The organism is Rhodoplanes sp. Z2-YC6860, assembly GCF_001579845.1.
In the GTDB taxonomy this organism is placed as follows: domain Bacteria; phylum Pseudomonadota; class Alphaproteobacteria; order Rhizobiales; family Xanthobacteraceae; genus Z2-YC6860.
In genome coordinates this window covers 4,174,987-4,199,730 of sequence record NZ_CP007440.1, presented here as the reverse complement: position 1 = coordinate 4,199,730, position 24,744 = coordinate 4,174,987, and the positions used below count along the sequence as shown (strand labels likewise).

The window sequence follows — 24,744 nt, the reverse complement described above, 5'->3', positions numbered from 1 at the left end:
TCCGAGTCGGGCACATTTTGCTTCGAAATCGATATCCGCTCCCGTGGCATTAATCGGAGGTACGCCGGACATCGCCTTATCAAGGCAAAACGACGTGATTGACCCAAATCGGACAAAGACAAGCCTATCGGCGGATAAGTCATGCCTAGCATGTCTTATTCGATGACATCGTCGGCGCGGATGAGAACGGCGGGCGGGATCGTCAATCCAAGCGCTTTCGCTGTGCGTGAATTGACTACCAGCTCGAATTTTGTCGGCTGCTCAATAGGCAGTTCGGCGGGACTGGCACCGTTCATTAGCTTGTCAGCATAGCTTGCGGCACGTCGCCAAATTTCCTCGATGTTGGCGCCATATGAGACGAGCCCGCCGACGTCGACGAACTGCCTCAACTCGTAAACTACGGGAAGACGGTGGCGTGCGGCCAGTTCGGTAATCTGCTTCGCGCGGCTAAATAAAAGTCCAGAGGACGGTATCAGGAGCGCGCCAACGCCCCCTTCAGCTGCGGTCTTGAACGCCATTGCAATGTCAGACGGATCGCGAATTTCGACGGATAAGGGTTTCCATCCCTGAACTTGAGCGGATGCCTGAGCGATAGACCACAGTTCGGGATTGTTTGGTTCCCAAAACACCGCCACCGTAACGGCTCCGGGCACAATTTCTTTCAGGATTTGCAGACGCTTGCCCGTGAGTTCAAGGCTCTGCAAACTCATCCCGGTAAAATTGCCTCCCGGCCGAGCCAGATTTTGCACGAAGCCTTGTTTCACGGGATCGGGAGAGGCCGTCATAATGATCGGAATTGTGTTCGTTGCCTGCTTAAGCAGGGAAAGCGTTGCACCGCCGCCAGTAGCAACGATCATATCGACATGAAGATTAGCAAGTTCGGCAATCGATGTGGCCGCTTCGGTGCCGCGCGGTTCAGTCACAAAATCGCGGCCGAAAACGTAACCCAGTTCGGCCATTCCGCGCAGGAATGCACGCACATTGCGATTGCTAGGCAGCGGACCAGTCATTTCGGCGCTGGGACCACCGATACTTACAATTCCGATACGCGCTATCTTACGTGCGGTCTGAGCACGAGCTCTCGCAGACCAGGGTACAACTACAGCTCCGATCGATCCGAGAAGCCTACGACGGTCCATCATTTCTGGATTCTCGTTTCACTCATGAACGCTCACGGAGAAATATGACACATGTTTAGGACAACCGCCGATGTCTGCAATTTGGCACGAAGCTGACTATTCGGGATGTCTGCCTCACGGTCACCATTGGGTGTAAAGCAGACGTAGCCTGGACCGGCCAAAATCGACGCGGATAACCCATGTCGGACATCAGCCGTGCTTTCGGATTGTTCGATCAGCCAATGGCTTTGCCACTTCCCTGGCACACTGCATAAAAATTTCCCCTACTGGAGTGAGGCCCCTGTTCTTCAATCTAACCAACGCTACGCCGAATGGCGGCGCTCGCAGCGCGACCGGCAATTTTTTCACCGGCATTCGCCCCGCATAGAAGTGGCTGAGCAGGGAATCCGCGATAACGGCCAGCATTCTGTTCTGTTGCAGGAGTCGCGTCACCAGCATCGGCGACATAACACTCGAGAACCGGAGGCGCGGTGGCGGCAGTCCTTCGACTCGGAAGGCTTGGATCAACAAAGACCCGATCGTCGTGTCGAGCGGCGTCGCGCACCAAGGCTCATCAGCAATGTCGGCCAAGGTCAGCTTTCGACGTCGAACGAGCGGATTGTCGGCGCCGGCAACCACGTGCCAGAAGTCATCGTAAAGTTTGGTCGCTTCCAGATCATCCCGCAGTTTCGTACCAATTATCGGTATCACCGCCAGTTCGACCCGGCGCTCTGGCAGATCACGATTGAGCAGAGTCGCGGTATCGGCTTGGATCGTGTGGAGGGCGACACGAGGATAGTCGCGCCATAGCGACTCCACCGCCGCTGCGACAATGCCGGCGAGCAACGGCTCTGTGCTGCCAATCCGTAATTCTCCGGAATTGGGGTCGCCAAGGAATCTGATTTCCTGCACGGCTGCGTCCACGTCATCGAGCAGCGCGACAGTTCTTTTCAGAAGAGCTCGACAGTAATTCGTCGGTTCAACCCCTTGCGGACTTCGATCGAAGAGCTGGACTGCAAGGCGATGCTCCAGCTCTGTTATGGCCTTCGATATCACTGGTTGAGAGACGGCAAGCTGCTTAGCGGCTTTGCCCATGCTTCCTCGCTGCGCAACGGCGCACAGTATCTCAAGATGCTGAAGCTTGATGTGTCGACGAGCCGTCGCCATGGTCATTCCAGACTCCTATTACGTTATTGAAATATGCAGCTACCTGCTATGACTACAAATAACTGATAGTGCCTCTATCCGGACGCGGCTATAGCGGGCTGAAGCCGATATTCTCGTGGGAGGCCACCAATGCTGACACGACGGCGCGTTGTAGAAGGCATGGCAGCCATCGCCGTGATCCCCGCGCTCGGCCCAATTTCGGCCGCGACTGACGATTTTCCGTCCCGGCCGCTGTCGCTTGTCGTGCCGTATGCCGCCGGTGGATCGGCCGATATTTTGCCACGCATTGTGGCGGAAAGGATGCGTGTGACGCTGGGTCAGCCCATTGTCTTCGAGAATGTGACTGGCGCTGCCGGCAATCTCGGTACAGGACGGATCGCCCGCGCCCCATCCGACGGATACACTTTTGGATTGGGGACTTGGTCAACTCACGTGGCCAACGCGGCGGTTTACTCCCTCACGCACAATGTCGAGAGTGATTTTTCGGCGATTGGGTTGCTTGCGCGTGGTCCCCTCGTGATCGCAAGCCGGAATGACTTGCCGCCGAACGATCTTCGCGAACTCGTTGCCTGGATGCGCGCAAAAGGCGACGCCTTGCAGGCGACTAATGGGTCCGGAAGCGTGATGCATCTCGCTGGATTGCTGTTGGAACGTCAGACAGGCGCAAAACTGAAGTTCGTGCCGTACCGAGGATCTGCGCCCGCCGTACAGGATCTTTTGGCTGGGCACGTGGACCTCTATGTCGGCTTTCCAGCTGATGTGCTTCCTTCCGCCCGGGCAGGCCATCTGAAAGTCTATGCGGTCGCTGCCAGCGCCCGCCTTGCCGTCGCACCCGAAATCCCGACCACTGCCGAGGCCGGTCTCCCGGACTTCACTGTCTCCGGCTGGTTCGCATTTTGGGGTCCAAAGGGAATTGCGGATAACCGAATTGCCAAGCTGAATTCTGCGCTGACCGATGCGCTCGACCACGATGACGTGAGAAGTCGCCTGGAGAACGACCTGCTTATGCTGCTTCCCGCCGAGACCGAGCGGTCCCCCGAGGCACTAGCCGCGTTTCAGAGGGCCGAGATACAAAGATGGTGGCCGCTGATGAAGGCAGCCAACCTCAAGACTGAATAGGGGCCGCGGACAGCCGTGCCCGATCTGAAGTTCCTACGACCTGAGGGCTGCTTCCAAGGAGACGTGCCGCTGTCGCTGGCAGTTCAGGCTGGGCGACAGATTTTTGTTTCGGGCATTCCTGGTTTCGACTCCAATGGTTGCGTTGCCGCCGGGGACTTTGCCGCCCAGATGACACAGGCCATGGAAAACATCAGTCGCATTCTGGCAATGGCCGGGGCCGCCTGGGACTGCGTGACAAAGGTCAACGTACTCCTCACCCGTCGGCAAGATTTCGCGGTAATGAACGAAGTATATGCCCGGTATTTTCGAAATGGGCTCTATCCGGCGCGTACGACTGCTATCGTGCTCGGCCTCCCCAATCCCGATTTTTTAGTGGAAATCGAATGTCAGGCAGTGATTCAATAAGCAGTACGGTCTGTAACGGAATGTCCGCTTGTGGTGAACTTTTCGGACATGAAGCGACGTCCGCCTCTTGGTCGCTATCGGGCACAAAACGGACATCAAGAATTTACGAGCGATGAGGCCCGGGGCATCCGTTTCCGTTTCGCAATTTTGTTCTTGATTTGTACTTACTCCTAGTGCAAGATCGACCCGCCTTGGTTCGTCGAAAGCGTCATCGATCGCGACGCCGGATAACGGAGCAAGGTGCGGCCGCCGACAACGCGGACCGCGGATGGAGCGCCGGGAGGCGTCGGGCTCTTCGCACGGGCCCGCGCGCCCCGGGACCCCCACTGCCCTCACAGCATTGGGTCCCGGAAGCTCGGCGCGCAGGCCGGCCGATCGCAAGGCTGGCCTGACGGAGCCTCGCAAGCTCCGTGGCGCCTCCCGGCGCTCCATTCCTCTCCCGTTCGGGAGAGAGAAGGAAAACAGGGAGACGGGCGCATCCGGGCGTCCGAAAACAAATCCCCGGACCAGCGGAGCGTTGGCTGTTTGAAAACTGAATTCGAAAGTGGGGCGCCGCGGCGTCAATGTCGCTTGAAATACTGCACCTCGCGCTCGTGCTTCTCGGCGGCCTTGCGCGAGCCGAACGTGCCGAGATTCCTGCGCCGGCCGGTGCGCGGATCGGCCTTGCGGGAATACAAGCGATATTCGCCGGACTTGAGCTTGCGGATCATGGTTCGCGCCTCCGTGAAATTGAACTGCGCCGCCCTACTCCGGTTTAAAGCCCAACTCCCCCATCAGTTGCTTCTGCTCGGCAAAAGTCCGCTCGACGAACGCCTGGTAGTCAGCGGTGTTGAGATAGAACGGCTCCTGGTCGAGCTTCGCCAGCGTTTCCAGGTAGGACGGCTCCTCCATGCCCTTCTTGAAGGCGTCGTGGAGGATCTTCACCACCTTGGGGTCCATGCCCTTCGGCCCGCCGAGCCCGAACGGCGAATTCGACACCATGGCGATGCCGGCCTCCTTCAGCGTCGGCACGTTCGGCCAGCTCTTGCTGCGCTGCTCGCTCCAGATCACCAGAAGCCGCAGCTTCCCGCCGTTGACGAGCGGCGCCCAGCCGCTCGCGTCCGCCACCAGGTCGATGTGGCCGCCGAGCAGGGAGTTGGTGGAATCCGCCGTGCCGCGGAACGGCACATGGGTCCATTGGATGCCGCGCTGCTTGGCGATCTGCTCCATGGTCAGATGCAGCGTGGTGCCGACGCCGGGCGTGCCATAACTGAGTTTGCCGGGATGGGCCTTGGCGTCCGCCATGAGAGCCGGAAACGTTGCCCAGGACGCTTCGGTTCTGACAACAACACCAAAGGTATAGCCCGACACGCTCATGATATAGGTCAGGTCGGTGAGCGGATCGAAGGTGGTCTTCGCGGTGAACGGATAGCGAAACACCGTGATCGGAATCTGGGAGATGGTGTAGCCGTCCGGCTTGGCGCCCGAGGCCATCTGCATCGGGCCGAGCACGCCGCCGACGCCGGTGCGGTTCTCGATCAGGATCGACTGGCCGAGGTGCTTTTCGGTCGCGGAGGCCAGTGCCCGGAGGCCGATGTCAGTGGTGCCGCCGGCCGCATAGGGCACGATCAAGGTCACCGGCCGCGACGGGAAATCCTCCGCGCCGGCCGGCCCGAGCATCGAGCCGAGGACCAACGCAGCCAAAAGCGCCATACGGCTCCATCCTGAAAGCGCCGATCGGCCGGTCATGTCACACCCCCTGCCCGACAATTTTCACGATTGCTGCGGTCAGCCGCGAAAGCTCGTCCGCACCAATTGTGAAGGAAGGCGTCAAATAGATGGTAGCCCCGAACGGCCGGACGAACACGCCCTCGTCGATGAAGCGGGCGCGGAGCGCCCCGAGGTCGCCGATGCGATCCATCTCAACCACGCCGATGGCGCCCTTGACCCGCACGTCGCGGACACCAGGCAGGCCACGGCATGGCGCGAGTTGTTCCGCCATCTGCCGGCCAATCGCGGCCACCTGATCGAGCCGCGGCTCGCGCTCGAACAGGTCGAGCGACGCGTTGGCTGCGGCGCAGGCCAACGGATTGCCCATATAGGTCGGCCCGTGCATCAGCGCCTTGTCGGAATCGTCGGACCAGAAGCTGTCGAACACGCGCTTGCTGGCGACCGTCACGGCGAGCGGCAAGGTGCCGCCCGTGAGCGCCTTCGACAGCGTGATGATGTCGGGCACAACGCCGGCCTGTTCGGAGGCGAACAGCGTCCCGGTGCGTCCCAGACCCGTGAAGATTTCATCGAAGATCAAGAGCGCGCCACAGGCATCGGCCGCGGCCCGGATGTGCTTGAGCGTAGCGGCGGCGTGAAACAACATGCCGCCCGCGCCCTGCACCAGCGGCTCGACAATCAAGCCCGCGATGCTGTCGCCTTCTTCCTGCAAGAATGCCAGGAACCGAGCCATGCCCTCGGCCGTGATCGGCAATTCGACGATCGACTGCGCCGGCAAAAGCCCGCGAAACAGCGCATGCATGCCATCGGGGTCGGTCACCGACATCGCGCCGGTGGTGTCGCCGTGATAGCCACCCTTGAAGGCGACGAACCTGGTGCGCTGACGCTCGCCGCGATTGATCGCGGCCTGCAGCGCCATCTTCATGGCGATCTCGATCGCGACCGAGCCGGATTCCGAAAAGAACACCCGATCGAGATCGCCCGGAAGAAGCTTCGCCAGCCGCCGCGCCAGAGTCAGGGCCTGCTCGTGCACCAGGCCCGAGAACATCACGTGCGGCATGGCAGCAAGCTGCCGTTCCACAGCCGTACGGATGTGGGGATGGTTGTAGCCGTGGCAGGCGGTCCACCACGACGCGATCCCGTCGATCAGCTCGCGGCCGTCGGCGAGCTTGATGCGGCAGCCTTCGGTTGCAGCCGCCGCCAGCGGCGGCCGCGCCGTCTTCATCTGCGCATAGGGCAGCCAGACGTGATCGAGGCCGGGCTCGTACCAGTGTTTCCAATCCATCGTGCGGCTAGTATACGGCAAACATGTCCTCTCTCGATGAATTCGCACGCCGCAAGCTCGACAGCCTGGAGCAGGCGCATTTGCGGCGCAGCCTCGTCCCGACCGGCCGCACCGACGGGCTCTGGGTCGAGCGCAAAGGCCGGCGGCTGCTGTCGTTCTCCTGCAACGACTATCTCGGGTTCACGCAGCATCCAGACCTGAAGATCGCTGCGATACGAGCGATTGAGCGCTACGGCGTGGGCGCCGGCGCTTCGCGGCTCGTCACCGGAGACCATCCGCTCTACGCCGAACTGGAGCAGCGGCTTGCGAGGATGAAGGGCGACGAGGCGGCCTGTGTGTTCGGCTCTGGCTATCTCGCCAATGCCGGGATCACGCCGGTACTGGCCGGCGACGGCGACCTGATCCTGATCGACGAACTCGCCCATTCGAGCCTGTGGACCGGGGCGCGGCTGTCGCGAGCCGAGACCTTGCCGTTCCGGCACAACGATGTCGCGCACGTCCGGCAGCTGCTCGGCGAACATCGCGCGCGCTACGGCTGCGTGCTGATCGTCACCGAGGGCGTGTTCTCCATGGACGGCGACCGCGCGCCTCTGAAAGAGCTCGCGGCGCTGGCCCGGGAATTCGATGCCTGGCTCCTGGCCGACGATGCGCACGATCTCGACATGGGCGCCGCGGCGCGGGTCGGCGTTCCGATCAAGATCGGCACATTATCGAAAGCACTCGGCACCTATGGCGGTTATGTCTGCGCATCCAAGCCCGTGATCGACCTCCTGCGCAACCGCGCCCGCACGCTGATCTACACGACCGGCCTGCCGCCTCCGGTGATCGCTGGAGCGATTGCGGCACTGGACCTGATCGAGCGCGAACCGCAACGGCTTGAGTTGCCGTTGCAGAAGGCCCGCGCCTTCACCCGAGCCGCAGGCTTGCCGCAGGCGCAAAGCACGATCGTGCCGGTGGTGATCGGCGATGCGCATGCCGCACTGGAAGCCTCGCGGCTCCTGGAAGCCGAAGGCTTCCTCACCGTGGCGATCCGGCCGCCGACCGTGCCGGATGGCACTGCGCGCCTCCGGTTTTCTTTCAGTGCTGTGCATCCGGACGACGCCATCGCGCGCGTTGCCGAGCTCGTCCGCAGCCGCATTATCGGCAACCGATGACCGCGTTCTTCATCACCGCGACCGGCACCGACGTCGGCAAAACTTATCTGACGGCCGGCTTGATCCGTCACTGGCGCGCGGCCGGTCGTCAGGTCGATGCGCTGAAGCCGGTCGCCAGCGGATTTGACCCCGCTACCGTGGAGAAAAGCGACACGTGCGCGTTGCTTGGCGCGCTTGGCAAGCCGATCACGGCGGTCGAGATCGACCGAGTCTCGCCCTGGCGTTTTTCGGCGCCGCTGTCGCCCGACATGGCGGCCGAGCGCGAAAACCGCCGGATCGATTTCGGAGCTGTGGTGAAGCACTCGCGCGACGCCATCGCCGCAGCAAAAGACATCCTGGTGATCGAGGGCATCGGCGGCATCATGGTGCCGCTTACTGAAAAGCACACCGTCCTCGACTGGATGGCTGCGTTGGATATCCCGCTGGTGCTTGTCGCCGGCACCTATGTCGGCACCTTGAGCCACACACTGACTTGCCTCGACGTGCTGACGCGCCGCGGGCTCGCCGTCAAAGCCATCGTGATCAACGATACGCCGGGCTCGCCAGTGACATGTCAGAGCACCGTCGCCACGCTGCAAAAGTTCGAGGGGACGATTTCGATGGCCGGACTGCGGTGGCAGGTGGCGCCGAGCGACGGCACATTCCAGACGATTGCAGAAATACTGGCCGCCTAACCTGGCTGGAATTTCTCGATGAACCGGATCAGCGCGGCGATGGCGACGCCCATGTCCGATACGCTGGCGAACTCTGCCGGGTTGTGACTGATGCCGCCGCGGCAGCGCACGAACAGCATCGCCGAGGGACAAAGCCGCGACATGACTTGTGCGTCATGACCGGCGCCCGACGGCAGCCTTATCGGATTGTGGCCATACTCGGCGATGCTCGCCGCCAGCGCGTCTTGCAAGGGCTGGGCGCAATGGGCGGTCGCGACTTCGTGGAAATTCTCAACGCTCGCTTTGAGGCCGCGCGTCGCGGCGATGCCTTCCGCCTCGGCCGTGAAGCGCTGAATCGCCGCGAGCCGCAGCTCATCGGTCAGCGAACGAAAATCCACCGTGAACACCACGCGGCCGGGCACGATGTTGACCGCGCCAGGCGAGGCTTCGATCCGGCCAACGGTGCCAACCATGCCATCTTCGGGATGCTCGCGCGCGAGCCGCTCCACAACCAGCGCCATCTCGGCAGCGCCGGCAAAGGCATCGTGGCGCAGCGCCATCGGCACCGTACCGGCGTGGCCAGCCTCGCCGGTCACGGTGACGCGCAACCTGCTCTGGCCGACGATGCCGGTGACCACGCCGAGCGGCTCTCCTTTGGCTTCGAGCAGCGGTCCCTGCTCGATATGAACCTCGACATAGGCTGCGGCGTCTTGCGGCCGGTAAGCCGCCGCCGCAATGTCTTGGGGCAGCTTGCCGTAGGCGCGGAGCGCCGCGGCGAGCGTCACGCCCTTGGCGTCCGCGCTGGTCAGCGCCTCGCTCTCGAACACACCCGCGCAAGCCGAAGACGACGTCATCGTCGCAGGAAAACGCGAGCCCTCTTCGTCGCCGAAGGCCAGCACGTCGATGCCGAACGGCAATTTCGCCTTGGCGCGGACAAAGGGCTCCGCGGCGAGGATACCGGCGATGACGCCAAGCGGGCCGTCGTACTTGCCGGCGTCGATCACGGTGTCGATATGCGAACCAATCAGGAGCCGCCGTCGCGAGGTGCCGAAGCGGCCGCGCAACGTGCCAAGCGCGTCCTCGCTCACCGCGAGACCCGCCTTCCGCATCCACGTCGCGACCAGGTCCGCAGCACGGCGATGTTCCGGCGTCAGAAACTGCCGGACCAGCCGCTTCGGCTCGGCCGAGATCGCCGCGAGCTCGGCGATCATCGCATAGGCCCTCGTGCCGAGCGCTTCGGGGTCAAGAGCGCTCAAGAGAAATACTCCATCTTGATCCAGGTCTCGATCATGGATTGAAGGTTGATCAGGATGTGCATGGCGATGGTCAGAAGAGTCGAGCCGCTGGCCCAGCGAAACCAGCCGAGCACCAATCCTGCCAGGAAAATCTGCGCCATGCCCAGCCAATCATATTGGATGTGCAGCAAAGCCCAGGCGAGCGCAATGGCGCCGATCGCATGGACCTCCCAGCCGGGCTTGGCCAGACCGCGATAAAGAAAGCCCCGGAAGACCACCTCCTCGCCGACCGGAGCCACGACAATGATGGCCAGCAGCAGCCAGGGGAGCCAGCCGGCGTCCACGGCAGTGCGCCAGGCTTCGACCTGGAATGTCGGCACCACTTCACGCCCTGCGGCGTAGAGGATGCCGTCAAAGACCAGGTTGAGCGCGATGATGAAGCCCAGGGCGATCATCATCTCCACGCGCCGCGGCGAAACAAGGCCGAGATAATCGGCCGGCGGCCAGCGACGAAGCTGGGCGGCGAAGATCACGATCCCGAGTTGCACTGGTGTCGATATGAAGGTGCCAAAGGCGATCAGCACGCCGTCGGACATGGTGCTCCCCGGCCGCACCTCATCGCCGGCCCAGATCGCATAGAATCCGGTTGCGACCAGAACGCCGACCAGCAGTGCCGTCAGCGTCCAGGCGACCGTCGCGGCCGGGCCCCAAGGCGGATCATGCGATTGCGAGTCCGGCGGCAGGCTCATGCTGTCCCTATCGAGACGATCTCGATCACTTCCCGGCGCTGACCCAACGGCCCAGCGCGTCGCGTTCCTCGTCGGTCATGCCGGTCTGGTTGCCGAGCGGCATGGCCCGATTCTGCACCGTCTGGATATAGATTTGTTGACCGAAACGTCGCATGTCTGCCGTGGACTCAAGCGTGACGTTCTTCGGCGGCTCCCGGAACGCCGGATGCGACGGATGGCGCGAGTGGCACATCAGGCAGTGCCTGGCGACGATGGCCTGGGCCTGTGTGTCACTGACGGCCGGCCCAGCACTCACGGTGCGCGCCTGAGGCGCGGTTGCGTAGATTGCGGCCATCAGCGCGATGGCAGCACATGGCAAGGTCCAGCCGTAACCGTTCCATTCGTCGCCGGCATCGACGCGGTTGAGGAAATGCCGCACCAGCGCGCCGATGATGATGATCAGCGCCACGATCAGCCACGACTGCGGATGGCTGAACAGGAATGGATAGTGCTGCGACACCATCATCAGCAGCACCGGCAAAGTCAGGTAATTGTTGTGGGTCGAGCGCTGCTTGCCAACGATGCCGTAACGGGGATCGGGTTTCTCGCCCGCGATCATTTGCGCGATCATCTTGCGCTGGCCCGGGATGATCACACCGAACACGTTCACCGCCATGATGGTGCCGACCAGCGCGCCGACGTGAATGAAGGCGCCACGGCCGGAGAACACCTTGGTGAACAGCACCGACGACACGAGAATAAGCGCGAACACAAGGATCGCCAGCCAGACGGTGCTCTCGCCGATCTTCGAGCGGCAGAGACCGTCGTAGATGAACCAGCCGGCGGCGAGTGAACCGACCGAGATCGCAATCGCCTGCCAGGGTTGCAGCGGCATCACGCCGGGGTCGATCAGGAAGGCGTCGGCGTGGAAGTAATATTGGACGACAAGAAGGCCGAAACCCGTCACCCAGGTGAGATAGGCCTCCCACTTGAACCAGTGCAGCGTCTCCGGCAGCGCTGGCGGCGCCACCGTGTATTTCTCGACGTGATAGAAGCCGCCGCCGTGAACCTGCCAGGCGATGCCCATCACGCCAGGATTAAGTGCGCCCTTCTTCTCAAGCGTGTAGTCGAGCGCCATGAAGTAGAACGAGGTGCCGATCCAACCGATAGCCACCACCATATGGGACCATCGGATCAGCAGGTTCAGCCACTCGCCGGCAAAGACGTCCAAACTCAAGCTCCGTTCCGACACCAGGCCGGTTTGGCCCTTTCTTCTGTTTGCACGCAAAAACTATGCCCGGGTCAAGTGCGACCCGGGCATACCCTAACGCAAAATGCCGTCCCGATGGCTTACGGCACCAGGATGGTCGAGCCGGTCGTGTTGCGGCCCTCGAGGTCCTGGTGCGCCTTCACGGCATCCTTCAGCTTGTATTTCTGGTTGACCGGGATCTTCACCTTGCCGCTGCCCACCACGTCGAACAGGTTCTTGGCGATGTCGAGCAGGTCGGCACGCTTGGCCGCATAGGTGTTGAGCGTCGGCCGCGTCGCAAACAGCGAGCCTTTGGTCTGCAGGATATTGATGTTGAAGGCATCGATCTGGCCGGACGCGCTGCCGAAGCTTGCGAACATGCCGAGCGGACGCAGGCAGTCGAGCGAGGCCGGGAACGTGGTCTTGCCGATGCCGTCATACACCACGGCGCAGAGCTCGCCCTTGGTGATTTCCTTGACCCGCGCGGCGAAGTCTTCCTTGCGATAATAGATGATGTGATCGCAGCCGTTTGCCATCGCGAGCTTGCCCTTGTCCTCGGAGCCCACGGTGCCGATGACGTTGGCGCCCAGCGCCTTGCCCCACTGGCAGAGAATGAGACCCACGCCGCCAGCCGCGGCGTGCACCAGGATGTTGTCGCCCTTCTGCACCTTGTAGGTCCGGCGCAGCAGGTATTCCGCGGTCATGCCCTTGAGCATCATCGCGGCGGCCTGCTCGTAGGTGATGCCGTCCGGGACCTTCACCGCGCGCTCCGCCGGCATCAGCCGCTCTTCCGCATAGGCCCCAAGTGCCGTGACGTAAGCCACGCGGTCGCCGACCTTGAGATCGGTGACGCCCGGGCCGACCGCGATCACCTCGCCCGCGCCTTCGTTGCCGGACACGAACGGCAGTCCGACCGGCGACGGATACATGCCCATACGGAAATAGGTATCGATGTAGTTCACGCCCGCCGCATGCTGCTTGAGCTTGATCTGGCCTTGCCCCGGCGCTCCGACCTCGACCTGCTCATAGGTCAGGACTTCGGGGCCACCGTGCTTATGCACTCGAACTGCTGCGGTCATGTTTCACTCCCTCGTAAGCACGCAACGCCATGCGCGCGTTTCATCGGGCCGCGATCATAGGGGGGCCGGAAGGCCGCGCAAGGGATTGACGGCTTTCCAGAGCTACCGGCCGCCCGCGACGCGAAGCACCGTTCCGCTGATGTAGGAGGCCGCATCCGAGAGCAGAAACAGGATGCCCTCCGCGCTCTCCTCGGGCTTGCCAACGCGGCCCATCGGGATCATCGGTCCCACCTTGGCAAGCTTCTCAGGCGTGCCGGCATCGGCATGGATGCGGGTTTCGCTCGCGCCGGGCGACACGCAATTGACGCGGATGTGATCGCCGGCGAGCTCCTTGCTCAACCCGTAAGTCATGGACTCGATCGCGCCCTTGGAGGCCGCGTACCAGACATATTCGTTGGGCCCGCCGATATCGGCCGCAACCGACGACAAAAGCACCACCGCGCCGCCCTGCCCGCCATGCATCACCGACATCCGGCGGATAGCGCGCTGCATGGACCACAGCGTACCGAGCACGTTGACCTCGACGACCTCGCGCATCATCGTGGAGGCTGCGGATTCCAAACGGCCAGCGGTGCCGGGAATGCCCGCATTGTAAACGAAGTGTGTGAGCCGCCCGAGCGTATCGGCCTCGTTGAACATCCGCTCGACATCGGCCTCGGAGGCCATGTCGGCCTTGATCGCAACGGCCTTACGGCCCTGCTGTTTCACGGCAGCAATGACTTCGTTCGCGGACTTGGCATCGGTCTTGTAAGTGATGCCGACGTCATAGCCGCGCGCTGCGGCAAGCTTTGCGGTCGCGGCTCCAATACCTCGGCCAGCGCCGGTGATCAGCAGGACAGGCATTTTCGCTCCCGCGAGTTTATTGAGGGCTGCGCCGTTTGCGGCTTGCCATCACGTTGAAGGCCTCGACCGCACCGGCAAAGGCCATGGCGAAGTAAATGTAGCCGCGCGGGATGTGGAAGTCGAAACCTTCGGCGACCAGCGCCACGCCAATCAGCACCAGGAAGGCGAGCGCCAGCATCTTCGTGGTCGGATGCTCCGCAATGAAGGCCGCGACCGGGCCGGAGGCGACGTACATCACCAGCATGGCGACCACCACCGCGGCAATCATGATCTCAACGCGGTCAACCATGCCGATCGCGGTGATGATGGAGTCGAGCGAGAACACCAGGTCGACCACGACGAGCTGAGCAACCACCATTGCGAAGGACTGCGCCACGGCGCCCGCTTTCGTGTCGGATTCGCGGTGCTCGACCTCGTTGTGAATCTCGTGCGTGGATTTCGCGATCAGGAACAAGCCGCCGCCGATCAGGATGATGTCGCGCCAGGAAATGCCGGTGCCGAACACGCTGAACAGCGGATAGGTCAGCTTCATCAGCCAAGTCAGCGTGAACAGCATCGCGACGCGGAAAATAAAGGCGAGCGACAGGCCGATCTGCCGGGCGCGTAACGCCTCTTTCGGCGAGCAGCGCGACACCAGGATCGAGATAAAGACGATGTTGTCGATGCCGAGGACGATTTCGAGCGCCGTCAGGGTCGCAAGGGCTACCCAGGCGTTCCAGTCGGTGAGGAGTTCGAGCATGGCGACCTCATGTAGCCACGGCGCGGGCGGGCACCAGCCCGGCGAGCAGGAAATACACGGCAATCAGGCATAATGCCGCTGTGACCCAGGGTTGCGGCGCAAGCCCTTGTGACAGGGCCAGCAGCGCCAGCGCGGACCACACGAGCAGCGCCACGGTGTTGAGCCAGCGCAGCCGCCGCACCCGGACCGGATGGATGAACTTCATGGGCACGAAGGTGAGCACGGCGAAGATCATGATCACCGCGACGGTAGTCCAGGCCGACGGCCGCACCAGCAGCAGATAGAACGCGATCAGATTCCAGACCGCCGGGAAGCCCACGAAGTGATTGTCGGCGGATTTCATGTTGCCGTCGGCAAAATAAAGCGCGGCCGTGACCGTGATGACGAAGCCCATGGCCAACGCCCAGGTCAACGGCATCAGATCGGCCGCGACGATCGCATAGGTCGGCACGAACACGTAGGTGGTGAAATCGACCACCAGATCGAGCACGTCACCCGACCAGCGCGGCGCATTCGCCGCCGTGTCCACGGCGCGCGCGAACGAACCATCGACGCCGTCGATGATCAGCGCCACGCCGAGCCAGACGAACATCATCGCCCAGTCATGCGCGACGGCAGCCACCATCGCGAGCAGCGCGAAGCCCGCGCCGCAAGCCGTGAAGACATGAACGGAGAATGCCAGAGCGCCCACAGCGCCGTTGTAGCGCCCCCGCCCTTGTCGCGGAAGCGGGGCAGTCACCGCTGTTGATTGCCCCAATCGAGCTGGCAGATTTCCGCCGACCGGCCTTCGAAATTCCAGTTGCGGCCGAACAGCCGAAACCGCGACTTGTCGGCGCGGGAGACCAGGATATCGGGTGCAATCCAGTACTGGCTGTTGCTGATGACGACCGGCCCCTTGTCCTTGCCGCGCACCGGCGTGATCGCGCCGTCGACGATCTTCTCGATCTTGATAATGCGGGTGTCGCCCTGGGTGTCGTAAACGATCGGCACCTGACGCACGCCAAGGAAGGAACCGGCCAGGATTTTCAACAAGCCAGTTGAGCCGCCGGCCCGGCCGGTCATGATCCAAGTCAGCGCCTTGGCGGCCTGCGCCGACGCCTTGTCGTCGACGAACAGCGCGACGGTCCAGTTGCCGCGGCCGAGCTTCCCGGGGATCTCCGCCATGAAGCCGAACTTCACGCCCGAGAGCGAAGTCTCGCCGAAATGGCCCTCGTCGATCCGTACCGCGGCCCAGGTCAGGCAGTAACCCTCGGTCGGCGCCGACTGGCCGAGCGACAGCACGCAGGGGCAGAAGACCTCGCAGTTGCAGGACAGCGTGAGCTCCCCCTTGATCGCCCAGGGGTCCGACACGCGCAATTGTTCGTTCAAATCCATCACGCCACCCTACACGAGAGACCACATCACCATGGCCACGCCGATTGCAACGAAAGCCGCACCCGCGATGCGGCTGAAGCGCGCCGTGGTCGAAAGCTTCTCGATCGTCATCAGCACGCCCAGCACGGCCATCCAGACCACATTCATGGCACCGACTGCGAACATCAGGAGCATCATCGCCCAGCAGCAGCCGAGGCAATAGAGTCCCTGGCGCAAGCCAAGCCGGAACACGCCAAAGGTCTGCTCGGTCCAGTTGGAAAAGAAAAACGGAAACGGCCGCTGACATTGCGTCAGGCAGGATTTTTTGAGCGCAGAGAATTGGTAGAAGCCCGCGGCAACGAACAACACACCACTGACAAGCCCGCCGGTGCCGTTTCCATCAATCGAGCCGGCACGCACCAGTGTCCACTGCAAGGCCGCGGCAACGACGGCAAAACCAAACCACACGACGACATAGCCCGCCGTTAGCACCAGCGGCGACACCACGGGCTCGCGTTTGCGCGCCGCGGTGTCGGCGATCTCGGCATAGGTCAGGATCATCGGGCCAGCCGTCGGCAGCATCATCGCGAGCGTCATCGCGGCCCACATCGGCCATGCGACAACAAACTGTCCCAAGGACCCCGCACGCGCCACGGGCCGGCACAGCGCGTCCCAGTTCCACGAACCGCCGGTCGCCATCAAAGCCAAAGCCAGCCAACCCGCCGCGGCGAGCGCCACGATGCAGCCGAGCGCGATCCGCTTCGGGCGCGCCAGCACCTCCGACAGCCGCGTTTCGGCGGCCGTCAGATGGGTCAGCGCGTCCTGCTGCGTCGCATCGGTCACCGCCAAGAGATAGCCCATTGAGCAGGCTTGCGGAATTGGCTCTGCCGATCATGGTTTCCCGGCTGTGCTGCCCCCTCGTTTTGGGCCAAAAGACGCGGTAGGAACGGCCAAGGAAACAACCATGGCAAAATCGTTAAGCGTCGAAGTGGTGGTCGTTGGCGGAGGTCCTGCGGGCCTGACCGCGGCCGTCGCGCTGGCCAGCGCGGGGATCGAGACCGCCCTGATTGCCCTGAGGCAGCCTGCCGATCACCGCACCAGCGCGCTGCTTGCGGGCTCGGTCGCCGCGCTTGAGACGCTTGGCGTCTGGGAGGCTTGCGCCGGCCAGGCTGCGCCGCTGCGAACCTTGCGGATCGTTGATGCCACCTCCCGCCTGATCCGCGCGCCCGAGGTGCGGTTCACGGCCGACGAAATCGGACTCGATGCGTTCGGCCAGAACATCGAGAATCGCCATCTGGTCGCCGCGCTCGATAGCCGTGCAACGGCGGTCGGATCGCTGATCCGCGTCGAAAGCGAAGCCGTCGCGGTCGAAAGCCGGGACAGCGACGTCGTCGTCTCGACGAAGGACGGCGACACCGTCACGGCGCGTCTTGTGATCGGGGCCGACGGCCGGCGTTCGCTGTGCCGCGCCGCGGCCGGGATCGACAGCCGCGGCCGCACCTATCCGCAGACCGCGCTGACATTCAATCTCGCTCACAGCCGGCCGCATCGAGACACCTCGACCGAATTCCACACCGAGCAAGGCCCCTTCACGCTTGTGCCGCTGCCCGGCAACCGGTCGAGCCTCGTCTGCGTGGTCAGCCCGCGCGAAGCCGAGCATCTCCAGGCGCTCAACGAGACGGAGCTGAACGCCGAACTCGAACAGCGCTCGCATTCGATCCTCGGCAAGATCACGACCGAACCCGGCCGAGGAGTGTTTCCACTCGCCATCGAGACCGTGCAGTCTTTCGGACGCCAGCGCATTGCGCTGGTCGGCGAAGCCGCCCACCTCGTGCCACCGATCGGCGCCCAAGGCCTCAATCTCGGGCTGCGCGATGCAGCGATGATCGGCGAACTCGCGGTCACGGCCCGCCGCGACGGAGGCGATATTGGTTCCGACAACGTGCTCGATCATTACGACGCGCTGCGCCGTGCCGATGTGCAAAGTCGCACGCTTGCGGTCGATCTTCTCAACCGCACGCTGCTGTCCGATTTCATGCCGACACAGAGCGCCCGCGGCCTGGGGCTCTATCTCCTCGACCGCATCGGACCCTTGCGTCGCGCCGCGATGCGCGAGGGCGTCTCGCCGAGAATCTCCCAACCGCGCCTCATGCGCGGCGAGGCGCTTTAATTAAGCTCGCCGGCGCCGAGCTTCGGCACGGCCTTCGCCACGCCTCGAGCGCCACGGAATCCAGGGGCGATCGGCACCGGCAAGGCCGGCATGGTCTTGCCCGACGGCCCCGCGACCTTGTGCGCGAAAAGCCCGCGCCCCGCGAAATGCGGATCGCGCAGCGCTTCCTCCAAAGTCGCCATGATTGTGACGCAGCAGTCGGCAGCAGCGAGCACGGGCCGCCATTCGTCTGCAGTCCGGCTGGCGATCAGCGACGTGACCGCCGCCTTCGTTGCCGCGGCATCTCTGCCGTCGTCGACGAATTTGGCGTCGAGACCGATCGCCTCCGTAAACGCCTCCCAGAATTTCTGCTCCAGCGCCGCACAGCAGACGAACTTGCCGTCACGCGTCGGATAGATCTGATAGCGCGGCGAACCACCGGAAAGCCGCGCGCCGCCCATACCGGGAAACTGGCCGGTTGCGTGACCCGCAGCGAGCGCGTGACTCGCGAATGTGAACATCCCATCCGTCATCGCAATATCGAGATGACAGCCCTCGCCGGTGTGGTCGCGCTGGCGCAGCGCCAGCAGGATGTTCATGACGGCTGGCAGCGTACCGCCGGCGATGTCGGCGACCAGCGCGGGCGGCACCACCGGCCGGTCGGGCGGCCCAGGATTGAGCGCGAGCAAGCCGGTGTGACCGATGTAGTTGAGGTCGTGACCGGCTTCTGCGGCGCGCGGACCGGACTGGCCGTATCCGGTGATCGAGCAATAGATCAGCTTCGGATTGACGGCGCGGACCGCGTCGTAGCCGAAGCCCAGCCGTGTCATGACGCCCGGTCGGAACTGCTCGACGAGAATGTCGGCGCGGGCCAGCAACGGTTTCAGCTTGGCGCAATCGGCCGCGCTCTTGAGGTCAAGCACCAGACTCGTCTTGCCGCGATTGAGCTGCGCAAACATGGCACTCTCGCCGTCGAAGCGCGGCTCGTAGTGCCGCATCTCCTCGCCGCCAGGCCGCTCGATCTTGATCACCTCGGCCCCGGCCTCGGCGAGCATCAGCGTCGCGAGCGGCCCCGGCAGCAGCGTCGTGAAATCGAGCACCAGAAGTCCGGACAATGGCTGCATGTCTGCCCCCAGGCACTTCAGCGCAACAAGAACCGATCCAGCATGCCGTTTTGAACGAGCCACATTACCGTGGTCAGTGTAGCAACCGATATGAGCGTGCCAATCAGCACCAAGGCCGAGGCCGGCTCGAGCCAGGCCTGATATTGCCGCGCCAGCACGAAGACGCTGAGCGCCGGCGGCAGCGCCGCCATCAGCACCGCGGTCTTCACCCAGTTCGGATCGAACGGCCCGAAAGTGGTGAGCAGGACCATCGCCACGACCGGATGCAGCACGAGCTTGATCAGCACCAGCACCGGTACATCCCACGGCACGCCGTTGAGCCGGCGGAGCGCCACCGTGACGCCAAGCGTAAACAGCGCGCATGGCGCCGAGGCATTCGAGAGAAACAGCAGAAGTTTGTCGATCGCGGCCGGTGGCTCGAAACGCAGCGCCGCGGATAGCGCGCCGAGTGCGCTGGCCACCATCAGCGGATGCAGCGCGATCCTTCGCACCACGTCGAGCGCGGTCGCGCCAAAGCCTTTGCCCAGCGGGCGCGCCAGCGCCATCAGAAATGGCACGATCGAGAAGAACAGCAGCGTTTCGAAGCAGAAGATCAGCGCCACCGGTGCCGCCGCCTGCGCGCCGACCGTCGCAAGCGCCAGTCCCGGCCCCATGTAGCCAATGTTGCCATAGGCGCCCGCAAGCTGGCCGATCGCGGCTTCCGCCAGATCGCGGCGGATCAAATAGGCGATCCCGAGCGACAGCATCAGCACCGTGAAAGTGCCGAGCGTCGCGGTCGCGATGAACGGCACGTTGTTGAGCTGCTCGAACGGAGTCTTGGCCAGGATGCGGTAGAACAGCGCCGGCAGCGTCATCCACAGGATGAAGAAGTCCATCCAGGCAAGGCCCGTGACCGGAATGCGCGTGACCCGGCCGCTGGCGAAGCCCAGGAAGATCAAGCCGAAATACGGCAGCGCGAGATTGAGGACGTCGATCACGGTTCCGTCGCCGCGGTGTGGCTCATTCGCCTCTTAAATGGCACGCCCCTTGCCTGCCTGATCGTCAGGGCCGCGACAAGTCCGGCCTGGAGTCATACGACTTTCGGCGGTTGCAAACCGCGCGCTGATGCCGTTGGTATCGCATCCATGAAGCTGCCGCGTCCATTCTTTCAGCCATTAGCCATCGGGGCGCCCGCCCCACTGCGCGAGTTGCCAATTCGGCTCGAGCGCATGATCCATTTCGTGCCGCCGCACATCGAGAAGGTCACCGCCAAGGTGCCCGAGCTCGTCCGGCAGGTCGATGTGGTGCTCGGCAATCTGGAGGACGCCATCCCGGCCGACGCGAAGGAGGCGGCGCGCAAAGGCTTCATCGCCATGGCCAAAACCACCGACTTCGGCGCCACCGGCCTGTGGACGCGGATCAACGCGCTGAACTCGCCGTGGGCGCTCGACGACATCACCGAGATCGTCGCCACCATCGGCAACAAGCTCGACGTGATGATGCTGCCCAAGGTCGAGGGTGCGTGGGACATCCACTATCTCGATCAGTTTCTCGCCCAGCTCGAAGCCAAGCACGCGGTGAAGAAGCCTATTCTTATCCACGCCATTCTGGAGACTGCGCAGGGCGTCAACAACGTCGAGCAGATCGCCTCGGCCTCGCCGCGCATGCACGGCATGAGCCTTGGACCCGCCGATCTCGCGGCATCGCGCAGCATGAAGACCACGCGCGTCGGCGGCGGGCATCCCGACTACTTCGTGCTGGCCGACGGCAAGACCGGCGAGGCGCGTCAGAAATTCCAGCAAGACCTCTGGCACTACACCACTGCCAAGATGGTCGACGCATGCGCCGCGGCCGGCATCAAGCCGTTTTATGGACCATTCGGCGATTTTTCCGATCCCGAAGGCTGCGAGTCACAATTCCGCAACGCCTTCCTGATGGGCTGTGCCGGCGCGTGGTCACTGCACCCGACACAGATCGCCATTGCCAAGCGCGTGTTCTCGCCCGATCCCGCCGAGGTCGCGATGGCCAAAAAGATCATCGACGCCATGCCTGACGGGACCGGCGCCGTGATGATTGACGGCAAGATGCAGGACGATGCGACCTGGAAGCAAGCCAGGGTGGTGTTCGATCTGGCCAAGCTGGTCGCGGCCAAGGACCCCGATCTAGCGGTGCGTTATGGACTTTGAGGCTTTTGCAGGGGTTGATTCAGCAATAGATTAGCGGTGAAGAGCAACGGACATGACACAGAACACCATCAAAAAGCTTTACGACAGCCCTTCCCGCACGCGGCTCGCCAAGTACAAGCTCGGCGAAGTCGTCAAACACCGCGTTTTTCCGTTCCGCGGCGTGATCTTCGATATCGACCCGGTGTTCAACAACACCGAGGAATGGTGGCTGTCGATCCCCGAGAACGTACGGCCGAGCAAGGACCAGCCGTACTATCACCTCTACGCCGAGAACGCCGAAAGCGAATACATCGCCTATGTGTCGGAGCAGAACCTTTTGCCGGACAGCTCCGGCAAGCCGGTACGCCATCCGCAGATCGCCGAGGCGTTCGAGCGTGACGAGGACGGCGGCTACCATCCGCGCAACACCGTGCTGAACTGACGCCTCCGCAAAAGCATCCCCAAAATGAAAAGGCCCGCATCGCTGCGGGCCTTTTTGCTTTTCGGTTTAAACCAGCTCAGCGCGACGGCGCCTGCTGTGCTGGCTGTTGGCTTTCGAGCCGCTCGCGCGCCTTCTCGGCCCGCTTCTGCAACTCCTCCTGGAGCTTTTTCTGCTGCTCCTCGAACACCTTTGGATCGGTCGCCGGGCCGTCGAAGGCTTTGGCGAAATCCTTGAGATCGAGCTGCGGGCTCATGGCCTGGGCATTCATATGAATGGCCTGCACGGTCAGCAGCTGGCCCTTCTTCATCTGGTTGATCAGATCAGCCGTCGCGTCGTAGTCGGCGATGCAACCGCCCGGCGGCACGACCGGCGGCAAGCAGGTCACGAACGGAGCGGTATGCGGCTCGCTCTGGTCGACGATCAGGCGCGTGCCGTATTGCAGGTTGACGCCGTAAGGCAGACTCATGCGCAGAAGCTTCTTCGGCTCGCCGTCCATCTCGATGACAGCAACGCTGACGACCAGCAGGCCAGACTCGACGCGGCCATCCTTAACAGTGACGCAAACGCGCTTGGCCTTGGGATCGGCGTCCTTGTTGCAAAGCTTGACCCACGGCGAAAAGATCAGCTGCGGCGCCTCGCCACCGGCCTGCTGCTGTTGCTGGGGCGCAGCCGGGGCGGCTTGAGCCGGCCGTTGGGCGGGCTGAGCCGGCTGGGCGGGCCGCTGCGCCGGCTGGGCGGGCCGTGCCGGCGGGCGCTGCTGCGCCGGCGGCTGGGCCTGCGCCAGCGCGGCCGTCGCCGCTGCGATCGTTAGGGCCGCCGCCGAAGCAAGCGCGACAAACATTCTTTTTGCGGTCCGCGGTGCCGCGGACGCGATCGGGTAGGTCATTCGATGGTCCCTCTTACCACTCCGCCGGGAAATCCCCGGCGCCGGCCCGTGCGGGCGCCCAACGCCTGTCTCGACGCCTCAAAAAAGGCGGGAGCGTGACGCCTAGCGGCCACTGGCGGACGCCTGATTAGCCGAATTCCGCGGCCCGATAAAGCCTTCATACCTGCGCTAAGATCGCAGAGTGGCGCGTTGATTAATCTGGACAACACGCCTCGGACCGCCCGCTCGCGACCGTGCTAAAGGGGGAGGACGAAAGCGATTCGCTTGGGCGTCTGCCTGGACGCAACCGGGGCCGTTGTGATCGTTGCCCATCCGCATGCTGCAGTGCGCCGGCGTCCGGCCTTGTTGCCGAGGATGTTTGGTGTTGTCGCCATGCTGCTGCCGATGGCTTCGGTGGCGCAGGCCCGTCCGGGTGTCCCGGAACACGCCATCGCAATGCACGGCGAGCCGGCCATGCCCGCAGGCTTCGACCAGCTCCGCTATGCCAATCCCGACGCCCCCAAGGGCGGGCGGCTCAACCAGGGGATCCTGGGCACCTTCGACAGCCTCAACCCGTTCATCGTGAAAGGCATCACGTTGCCGCAGGTGCGCGGCTATGTGGTCGAGAGCCTTCTCGCCCGCGGTTACGACGAGCCGTTCACGCTGTATGGCTTGCTCGCCAAGACGGTCGAGACCGATGCCGATCGCACTTACGTGAAATTCGAGCTCGATCCCGCCGCAAAATTTTCCGACGGCAAGCCTGTCACCGCCGAGGACGTGATCTTTTCCTGGGAGCTGCTGCGCGACAAAGGCCGGCCAAACTACCGCACCTACTATGCCAAGGTCGCCAAGGCCGAGGCGCTATCGGATCGCGTGGTGCGTTTCGATCTGACGGGCGCCGACGACCGCGAGCTGCCGCTCATTCTCGGGCTGATGCCGGTGCTGGCCAAGCATGCCATCAATCCCGACACCTTCGAGGACACCACATTCGATCCGATCGTGGGCAGCGGCCCTTACGTGATCAGCGCGGTCGAACCGGGACGCAGCATCACATTCAAGCGCGACCCGAACTACTGGGGCCGCAATCTTCCCATCAATCGCGGCTTCTGGAATTTTGACGAGATCCGCTACGACTTCTATCGCGACACCAATTCGCATTTCGAAGCCTTCACCAAGGGCCTTTACGACCTGCGCGTCGAATACGATCCGAGCCGCTGGGAGACCGCCTACAATGTGCCCGCAGTTCGCGACGGCCGCATCGTCAAGGAAGCGTTTCCGACCGGAATGCCGAAGCCCTTCTCGGGGCTCGTATTCAACACCCGACGCCCGTTGTTCCAAGACATCCGGGTGCGCGAGGCGCTCGCCCTTCTCTTCGACTTCAAATGGCTCAACCACAATTTCTTCTTCGATAAATATCAGCGCTCAGCGAGCTACTTCGAAGGCTCAGAGCTGTCGGCCCGCGGCAGGCCCGCCGACGACAGCGAGCGCGCGTTGCTGAAGCCGTTTCCCGGCGCAGTTCGCGACGACGTCATGGAGGGACGCTGGCAGCCGCCGGTGACTGACGGCACCGGCCGCGATCGCGAAACGCTGCGCCGCGCCCTCGAACTTCTTGACGCCGCGGGCTACGACCTCGACCGCACGGTGTTGCGCAATCGCGCGAACAAGCGGCCGTTCACCTTTGAAATCATGGTGACAACCAAGGAGCAGGAGCGGCTGGCGCTCGCCTACTCCCGCGATCTCAAACGCGCCGGCATCGCGGTTCGTGTTCGTGTCGTCGACGCCGTGCAATACGACGGGCGGCGACTCACATACGATTACGACATGATCGAATACCGCTGGGACCAGTCGCTGTCGCCGGGCAACGAACAGTCGTTCTATTGGGGATCGGCCGCCGCCGATGCCGACGGCACGCGCAACTACATGGGCGTGAAAAGCCCTGCGGTCGACGCCATGATCGCTGCGCTTTTGTCCGCGCACGAGCGCGACCAGTTCGTCGCAGCGGTGCGCGCGCTCGACCGAATCCTGATATCAGGCTTTTTCGTCGTGCCGCTGTATCATCTGCCCGACCAGTGGGTCGCCCGCTGGTCCAGGGTCGAGCATCCCGCGGCAACCTCGCTGTTCGGTTATCTCCCCGAAACCTGGTGGCGTGCGGCGCCGGAGCGGCGCCAGTGAAAGCAAGCACCGGA

General features: G+C 63.3%; 25 protein-coding genes. 8 read left to right on the top strand and 17 right to left on the bottom strand.

All coding sequences use genetic code 11. From position 1 onward, the window contains the following. Positions 1 to 155: 155 nt before the first annotated feature. Positions 156 to 1,010: an ABC transporter substrate-binding protein gene (locus tag RHPLAN_RS19410; RefSeq protein ID WP_198164418.1), complete on the bottom strand. Its 855-nt coding sequence runs from the start codon at positions 1,008 to 1,010 to the stop codon at positions 156 to 158. A gap of 318 nt (positions 1,011 to 1,328) precedes the next feature. Next, on the bottom strand, positions 1,329 to 2,291 hold the full coding sequence (locus RHPLAN_RS19405; RefSeq protein WP_068020978.1) for a LysR family transcriptional regulator: 963 nt from the start codon (positions 2,289 to 2,291) through the stop codon (positions 1,329 to 1,331). Positions 2,292 to 2,414: 123 nt separating this feature from the next. Here RHPLAN_RS19405 and RHPLAN_RS19400 point away from each other — a divergent pair, with 123 nt between their 5' ends. After that, entirely contained in the window at positions 2,415 to 3,404 is a 990-nt protein-coding gene (locus RHPLAN_RS19400; RefSeq protein WP_084245205.1) for a Bug family tripartite tricarboxylate transporter substrate binding protein, read from the top strand. A gap of 15 nt (positions 3,405 to 3,419) precedes the next feature. Next, complete coding sequence (locus tag RHPLAN_RS19395; RefSeq protein ID WP_237179861.1) at positions 3,420 to 3,809, top strand: RidA family protein; 390 nt, start codon at positions 3,420 to 3,422, stop codon at positions 3,807 to 3,809. A 560-nt stretch (positions 3,810 to 4,369) separates the two neighbouring features. Here RHPLAN_RS19395 and RHPLAN_RS39470 read toward each other — a convergent pair. From RHPLAN_RS39470 to RHPLAN_RS19385, 3 genes are read right to left on the bottom strand one after another with little or no spacing between them, the layout of a single operon-like run. Continuing rightward, positions 4,370 to 4,519: a hypothetical protein gene (locus RHPLAN_RS39470; RefSeq protein ID WP_157100356.1), complete on the bottom strand. Its 150-nt coding sequence runs from the start codon at positions 4,517 to 4,519 to the stop codon at positions 4,370 to 4,372. Positions 4,520 to 4,553: 34 nt separating this feature from the next. Beyond that, positions 4,554 to 5,501 carry a tripartite tricarboxylate transporter substrate binding protein gene (locus RHPLAN_RS19390; protein ID WP_237179860.1) on the bottom strand — a complete coding sequence of 316 codons (948 nt, stop codon included), beginning with the start codon at positions 5,499 to 5,501 and terminating at the stop codon, positions 4,554 to 4,556. A 37-nt stretch (positions 5,502 to 5,538) separates the two neighbouring features. Next, complete coding sequence (locus RHPLAN_RS19385; protein WP_068020972.1) at positions 5,539 to 6,801, bottom strand: adenosylmethionine--8-amino-7-oxononanoate transaminase; 1,263 nt, start codon at positions 6,799 to 6,801, stop codon at positions 5,539 to 5,541. 23 nt (positions 6,802 to 6,824) lie between these two features. Here RHPLAN_RS19385 and RHPLAN_RS19380 point away from each other — a divergent pair, with 23 nt between their 5' ends. Together RHPLAN_RS19380 and bioD are read left to right on the top strand one after the other, a co-directional pair. Beyond that, complete coding sequence (locus RHPLAN_RS19380; protein WP_068020970.1) at positions 6,825 to 7,955, top strand: aminotransferase class I/II-fold pyridoxal phosphate-dependent enzyme; 1,131 nt, start codon at positions 6,825 to 6,827, stop codon at positions 7,953 to 7,955. Further along, positions 7,952 to 8,629 (top strand): dethiobiotin synthase, encoded by a 678-nt coding sequence (gene bioD, locus RHPLAN_RS19375; RefSeq protein ID WP_068020968.1) that lies wholly within the window; start codon positions 7,952 to 7,954, stop codon positions 8,627 to 8,629. Before RHPLAN_RS19380 ends, bioD begins: the two co-directional genes overlap by 4 nt. Here bioD and RHPLAN_RS19370 read toward each other — a convergent pair. From RHPLAN_RS19370 to RHPLAN_RS19330, 9 genes are all read right to left on the bottom strand, one after another. After that, positions 8,626 to 9,864: an allantoate amidohydrolase gene (locus RHPLAN_RS19370; protein WP_084245203.1), complete on the bottom strand. Its 1,239-nt coding sequence runs from the start codon at positions 9,862 to 9,864 to the stop codon at positions 8,626 to 8,628. The genes bioD and RHPLAN_RS19370 overlap by 4 nt on opposite strands. Then, positions 9,861 to 10,592 carry a CPBP family intramembrane glutamic endopeptidase gene (locus RHPLAN_RS19365; protein ID WP_068020966.1) on the bottom strand — a complete coding sequence of 244 codons (732 nt, stop codon included), beginning with the start codon at positions 10,590 to 10,592 and terminating at the stop codon, positions 9,861 to 9,863. Before RHPLAN_RS19365 ends, RHPLAN_RS19370 begins: the two co-directional genes overlap by 4 nt. 25 nt (positions 10,593 to 10,617) lie before the next feature. Further along, positions 10,618 to 11,808, bottom strand: coding sequence for a urate hydroxylase PuuD (locus RHPLAN_RS19360; protein WP_237179859.1), 1,191 nt, complete (start codon positions 11,806 to 11,808; stop codon positions 10,618 to 10,620). A 113-nt stretch (positions 11,809 to 11,921) separates the two neighbouring features. Continuing rightward, positions 11,922 to 12,899, bottom strand: a complete 978-nt coding sequence (locus tag RHPLAN_RS19355; protein WP_068020959.1) for a quinone oxidoreductase family protein — start codon at positions 12,897 to 12,899, stop codon at positions 11,922 to 11,924. 102 nt (positions 12,900 to 13,001) lie between these two features. Further along, the gene (locus RHPLAN_RS19350; protein WP_068020957.1) at positions 13,002 to 13,742 is read right to left on the bottom strand and encodes an SDR family oxidoreductase; all 741 of its coding nucleotides are present in this window, start codon (positions 13,740 to 13,742) and stop codon (positions 13,002 to 13,004) included. 16 nt (positions 13,743 to 13,758) lie between these two features. Beyond that, positions 13,759 to 14,481 carry a TerC family protein gene (locus RHPLAN_RS19345; protein ID WP_068020955.1) on the bottom strand — a complete coding sequence of 241 codons (723 nt, stop codon included), beginning with the start codon at positions 14,479 to 14,481 and terminating at the stop codon, positions 13,759 to 13,761. A gap of 7 nt (positions 14,482 to 14,488) precedes the next feature. Continuing rightward, complete coding sequence (locus tag RHPLAN_RS19340) at positions 14,489 to 15,172, bottom strand: CDP-alcohol phosphatidyltransferase family protein (RefSeq protein ID WP_068020951.1); 684 nt, start codon at positions 15,170 to 15,172, stop codon at positions 14,489 to 14,491. A 44-nt stretch (positions 15,173 to 15,216) separates the two neighbouring features. Then, positions 15,217 to 15,855, bottom strand: a complete 639-nt coding sequence (locus RHPLAN_RS19335; protein WP_157100355.1) for a DUF1326 domain-containing protein — start codon at positions 15,853 to 15,855, stop codon at positions 15,217 to 15,219. A 9-nt stretch (positions 15,856 to 15,864) separates the two neighbouring features. Then, the gene (locus RHPLAN_RS19330) at positions 15,865 to 16,695 is read right to left on the bottom strand and encodes a DUF2182 domain-containing protein (RefSeq protein WP_068020947.1); all 831 of its coding nucleotides are present in this window, start codon (positions 16,693 to 16,695) and stop codon (positions 15,865 to 15,867) included. Positions 16,696 to 16,798: 103 nt separating this feature from the next. Here RHPLAN_RS19330 and RHPLAN_RS19325 point away from each other — a divergent pair, with 103 nt between their 5' ends. Beyond that, complete coding sequence (locus RHPLAN_RS19325) at positions 16,799 to 18,004, top strand: UbiH/UbiF family hydroxylase (protein WP_068020946.1); 1,206 nt, start codon at positions 16,799 to 16,801, stop codon at positions 18,002 to 18,004. On the opposite strand, the gene RHPLAN_RS19320 is transcribed toward RHPLAN_RS19325, so the two are convergent. Next, a complete protein-coding gene (locus RHPLAN_RS19320; protein ID WP_068020942.1) occupies positions 18,001 to 19,107 on the bottom strand; it encodes a CaiB/BaiF CoA transferase family protein in 1,107 nt (368 codons plus the stop codon). The genes RHPLAN_RS19325 and RHPLAN_RS19320 overlap by 4 nt on opposite strands. A gap of 17 nt (positions 19,108 to 19,124) precedes the next feature. Next, positions 19,125 to 20,084, bottom strand: coding sequence for an AEC family transporter (locus tag RHPLAN_RS19315; protein ID WP_068020940.1), 960 nt, complete (start codon positions 20,082 to 20,084; stop codon positions 19,125 to 19,127). A 147-nt stretch (positions 20,085 to 20,231) separates the two neighbouring features. Between RHPLAN_RS19315 and RHPLAN_RS19310 the strand changes: the two genes are divergently transcribed. Together RHPLAN_RS19310 and hspQ are read left to right on the top strand one after the other, a co-directional pair. Further along, positions 20,232 to 21,272, top strand: coding sequence for an HpcH/HpaI aldolase/citrate lyase family protein (locus RHPLAN_RS19310; protein ID WP_068020938.1), 1,041 nt, complete (start codon positions 20,232 to 20,234; stop codon positions 21,270 to 21,272). Between the two features lie 52 nt (positions 21,273 to 21,324). Then, entirely contained in the window at positions 21,325 to 21,693 is a 369-nt protein-coding gene (gene hspQ, locus RHPLAN_RS19305; RefSeq protein WP_068020936.1) for a heat shock protein HspQ, read from the top strand. Between the two features lie 76 nt (positions 21,694 to 21,769). Here hspQ and RHPLAN_RS19300 read toward each other — a convergent pair whose 3' ends face one another. Then, positions 21,770 to 22,579, bottom strand: a complete 810-nt coding sequence (locus RHPLAN_RS19300) for an invasion associated locus B family protein (protein WP_068020935.1) — start codon at positions 22,577 to 22,579, stop codon at positions 21,770 to 21,772. A 372-nt stretch (positions 22,580 to 22,951) separates the two neighbouring features. Here RHPLAN_RS19300 and RHPLAN_RS19295 point away from each other — a divergent pair, with 372 nt between their 5' ends. Then, positions 22,952 to 24,730: an extracellular solute-binding protein gene (locus RHPLAN_RS19295; RefSeq protein ID WP_068031513.1), complete on the top strand. Its 1,779-nt coding sequence runs from the start codon at positions 22,952 to 22,954 to the stop codon at positions 24,728 to 24,730. The last annotated feature ends 14 nt before the right edge of the window (positions 24,731 to 24,744 follow it).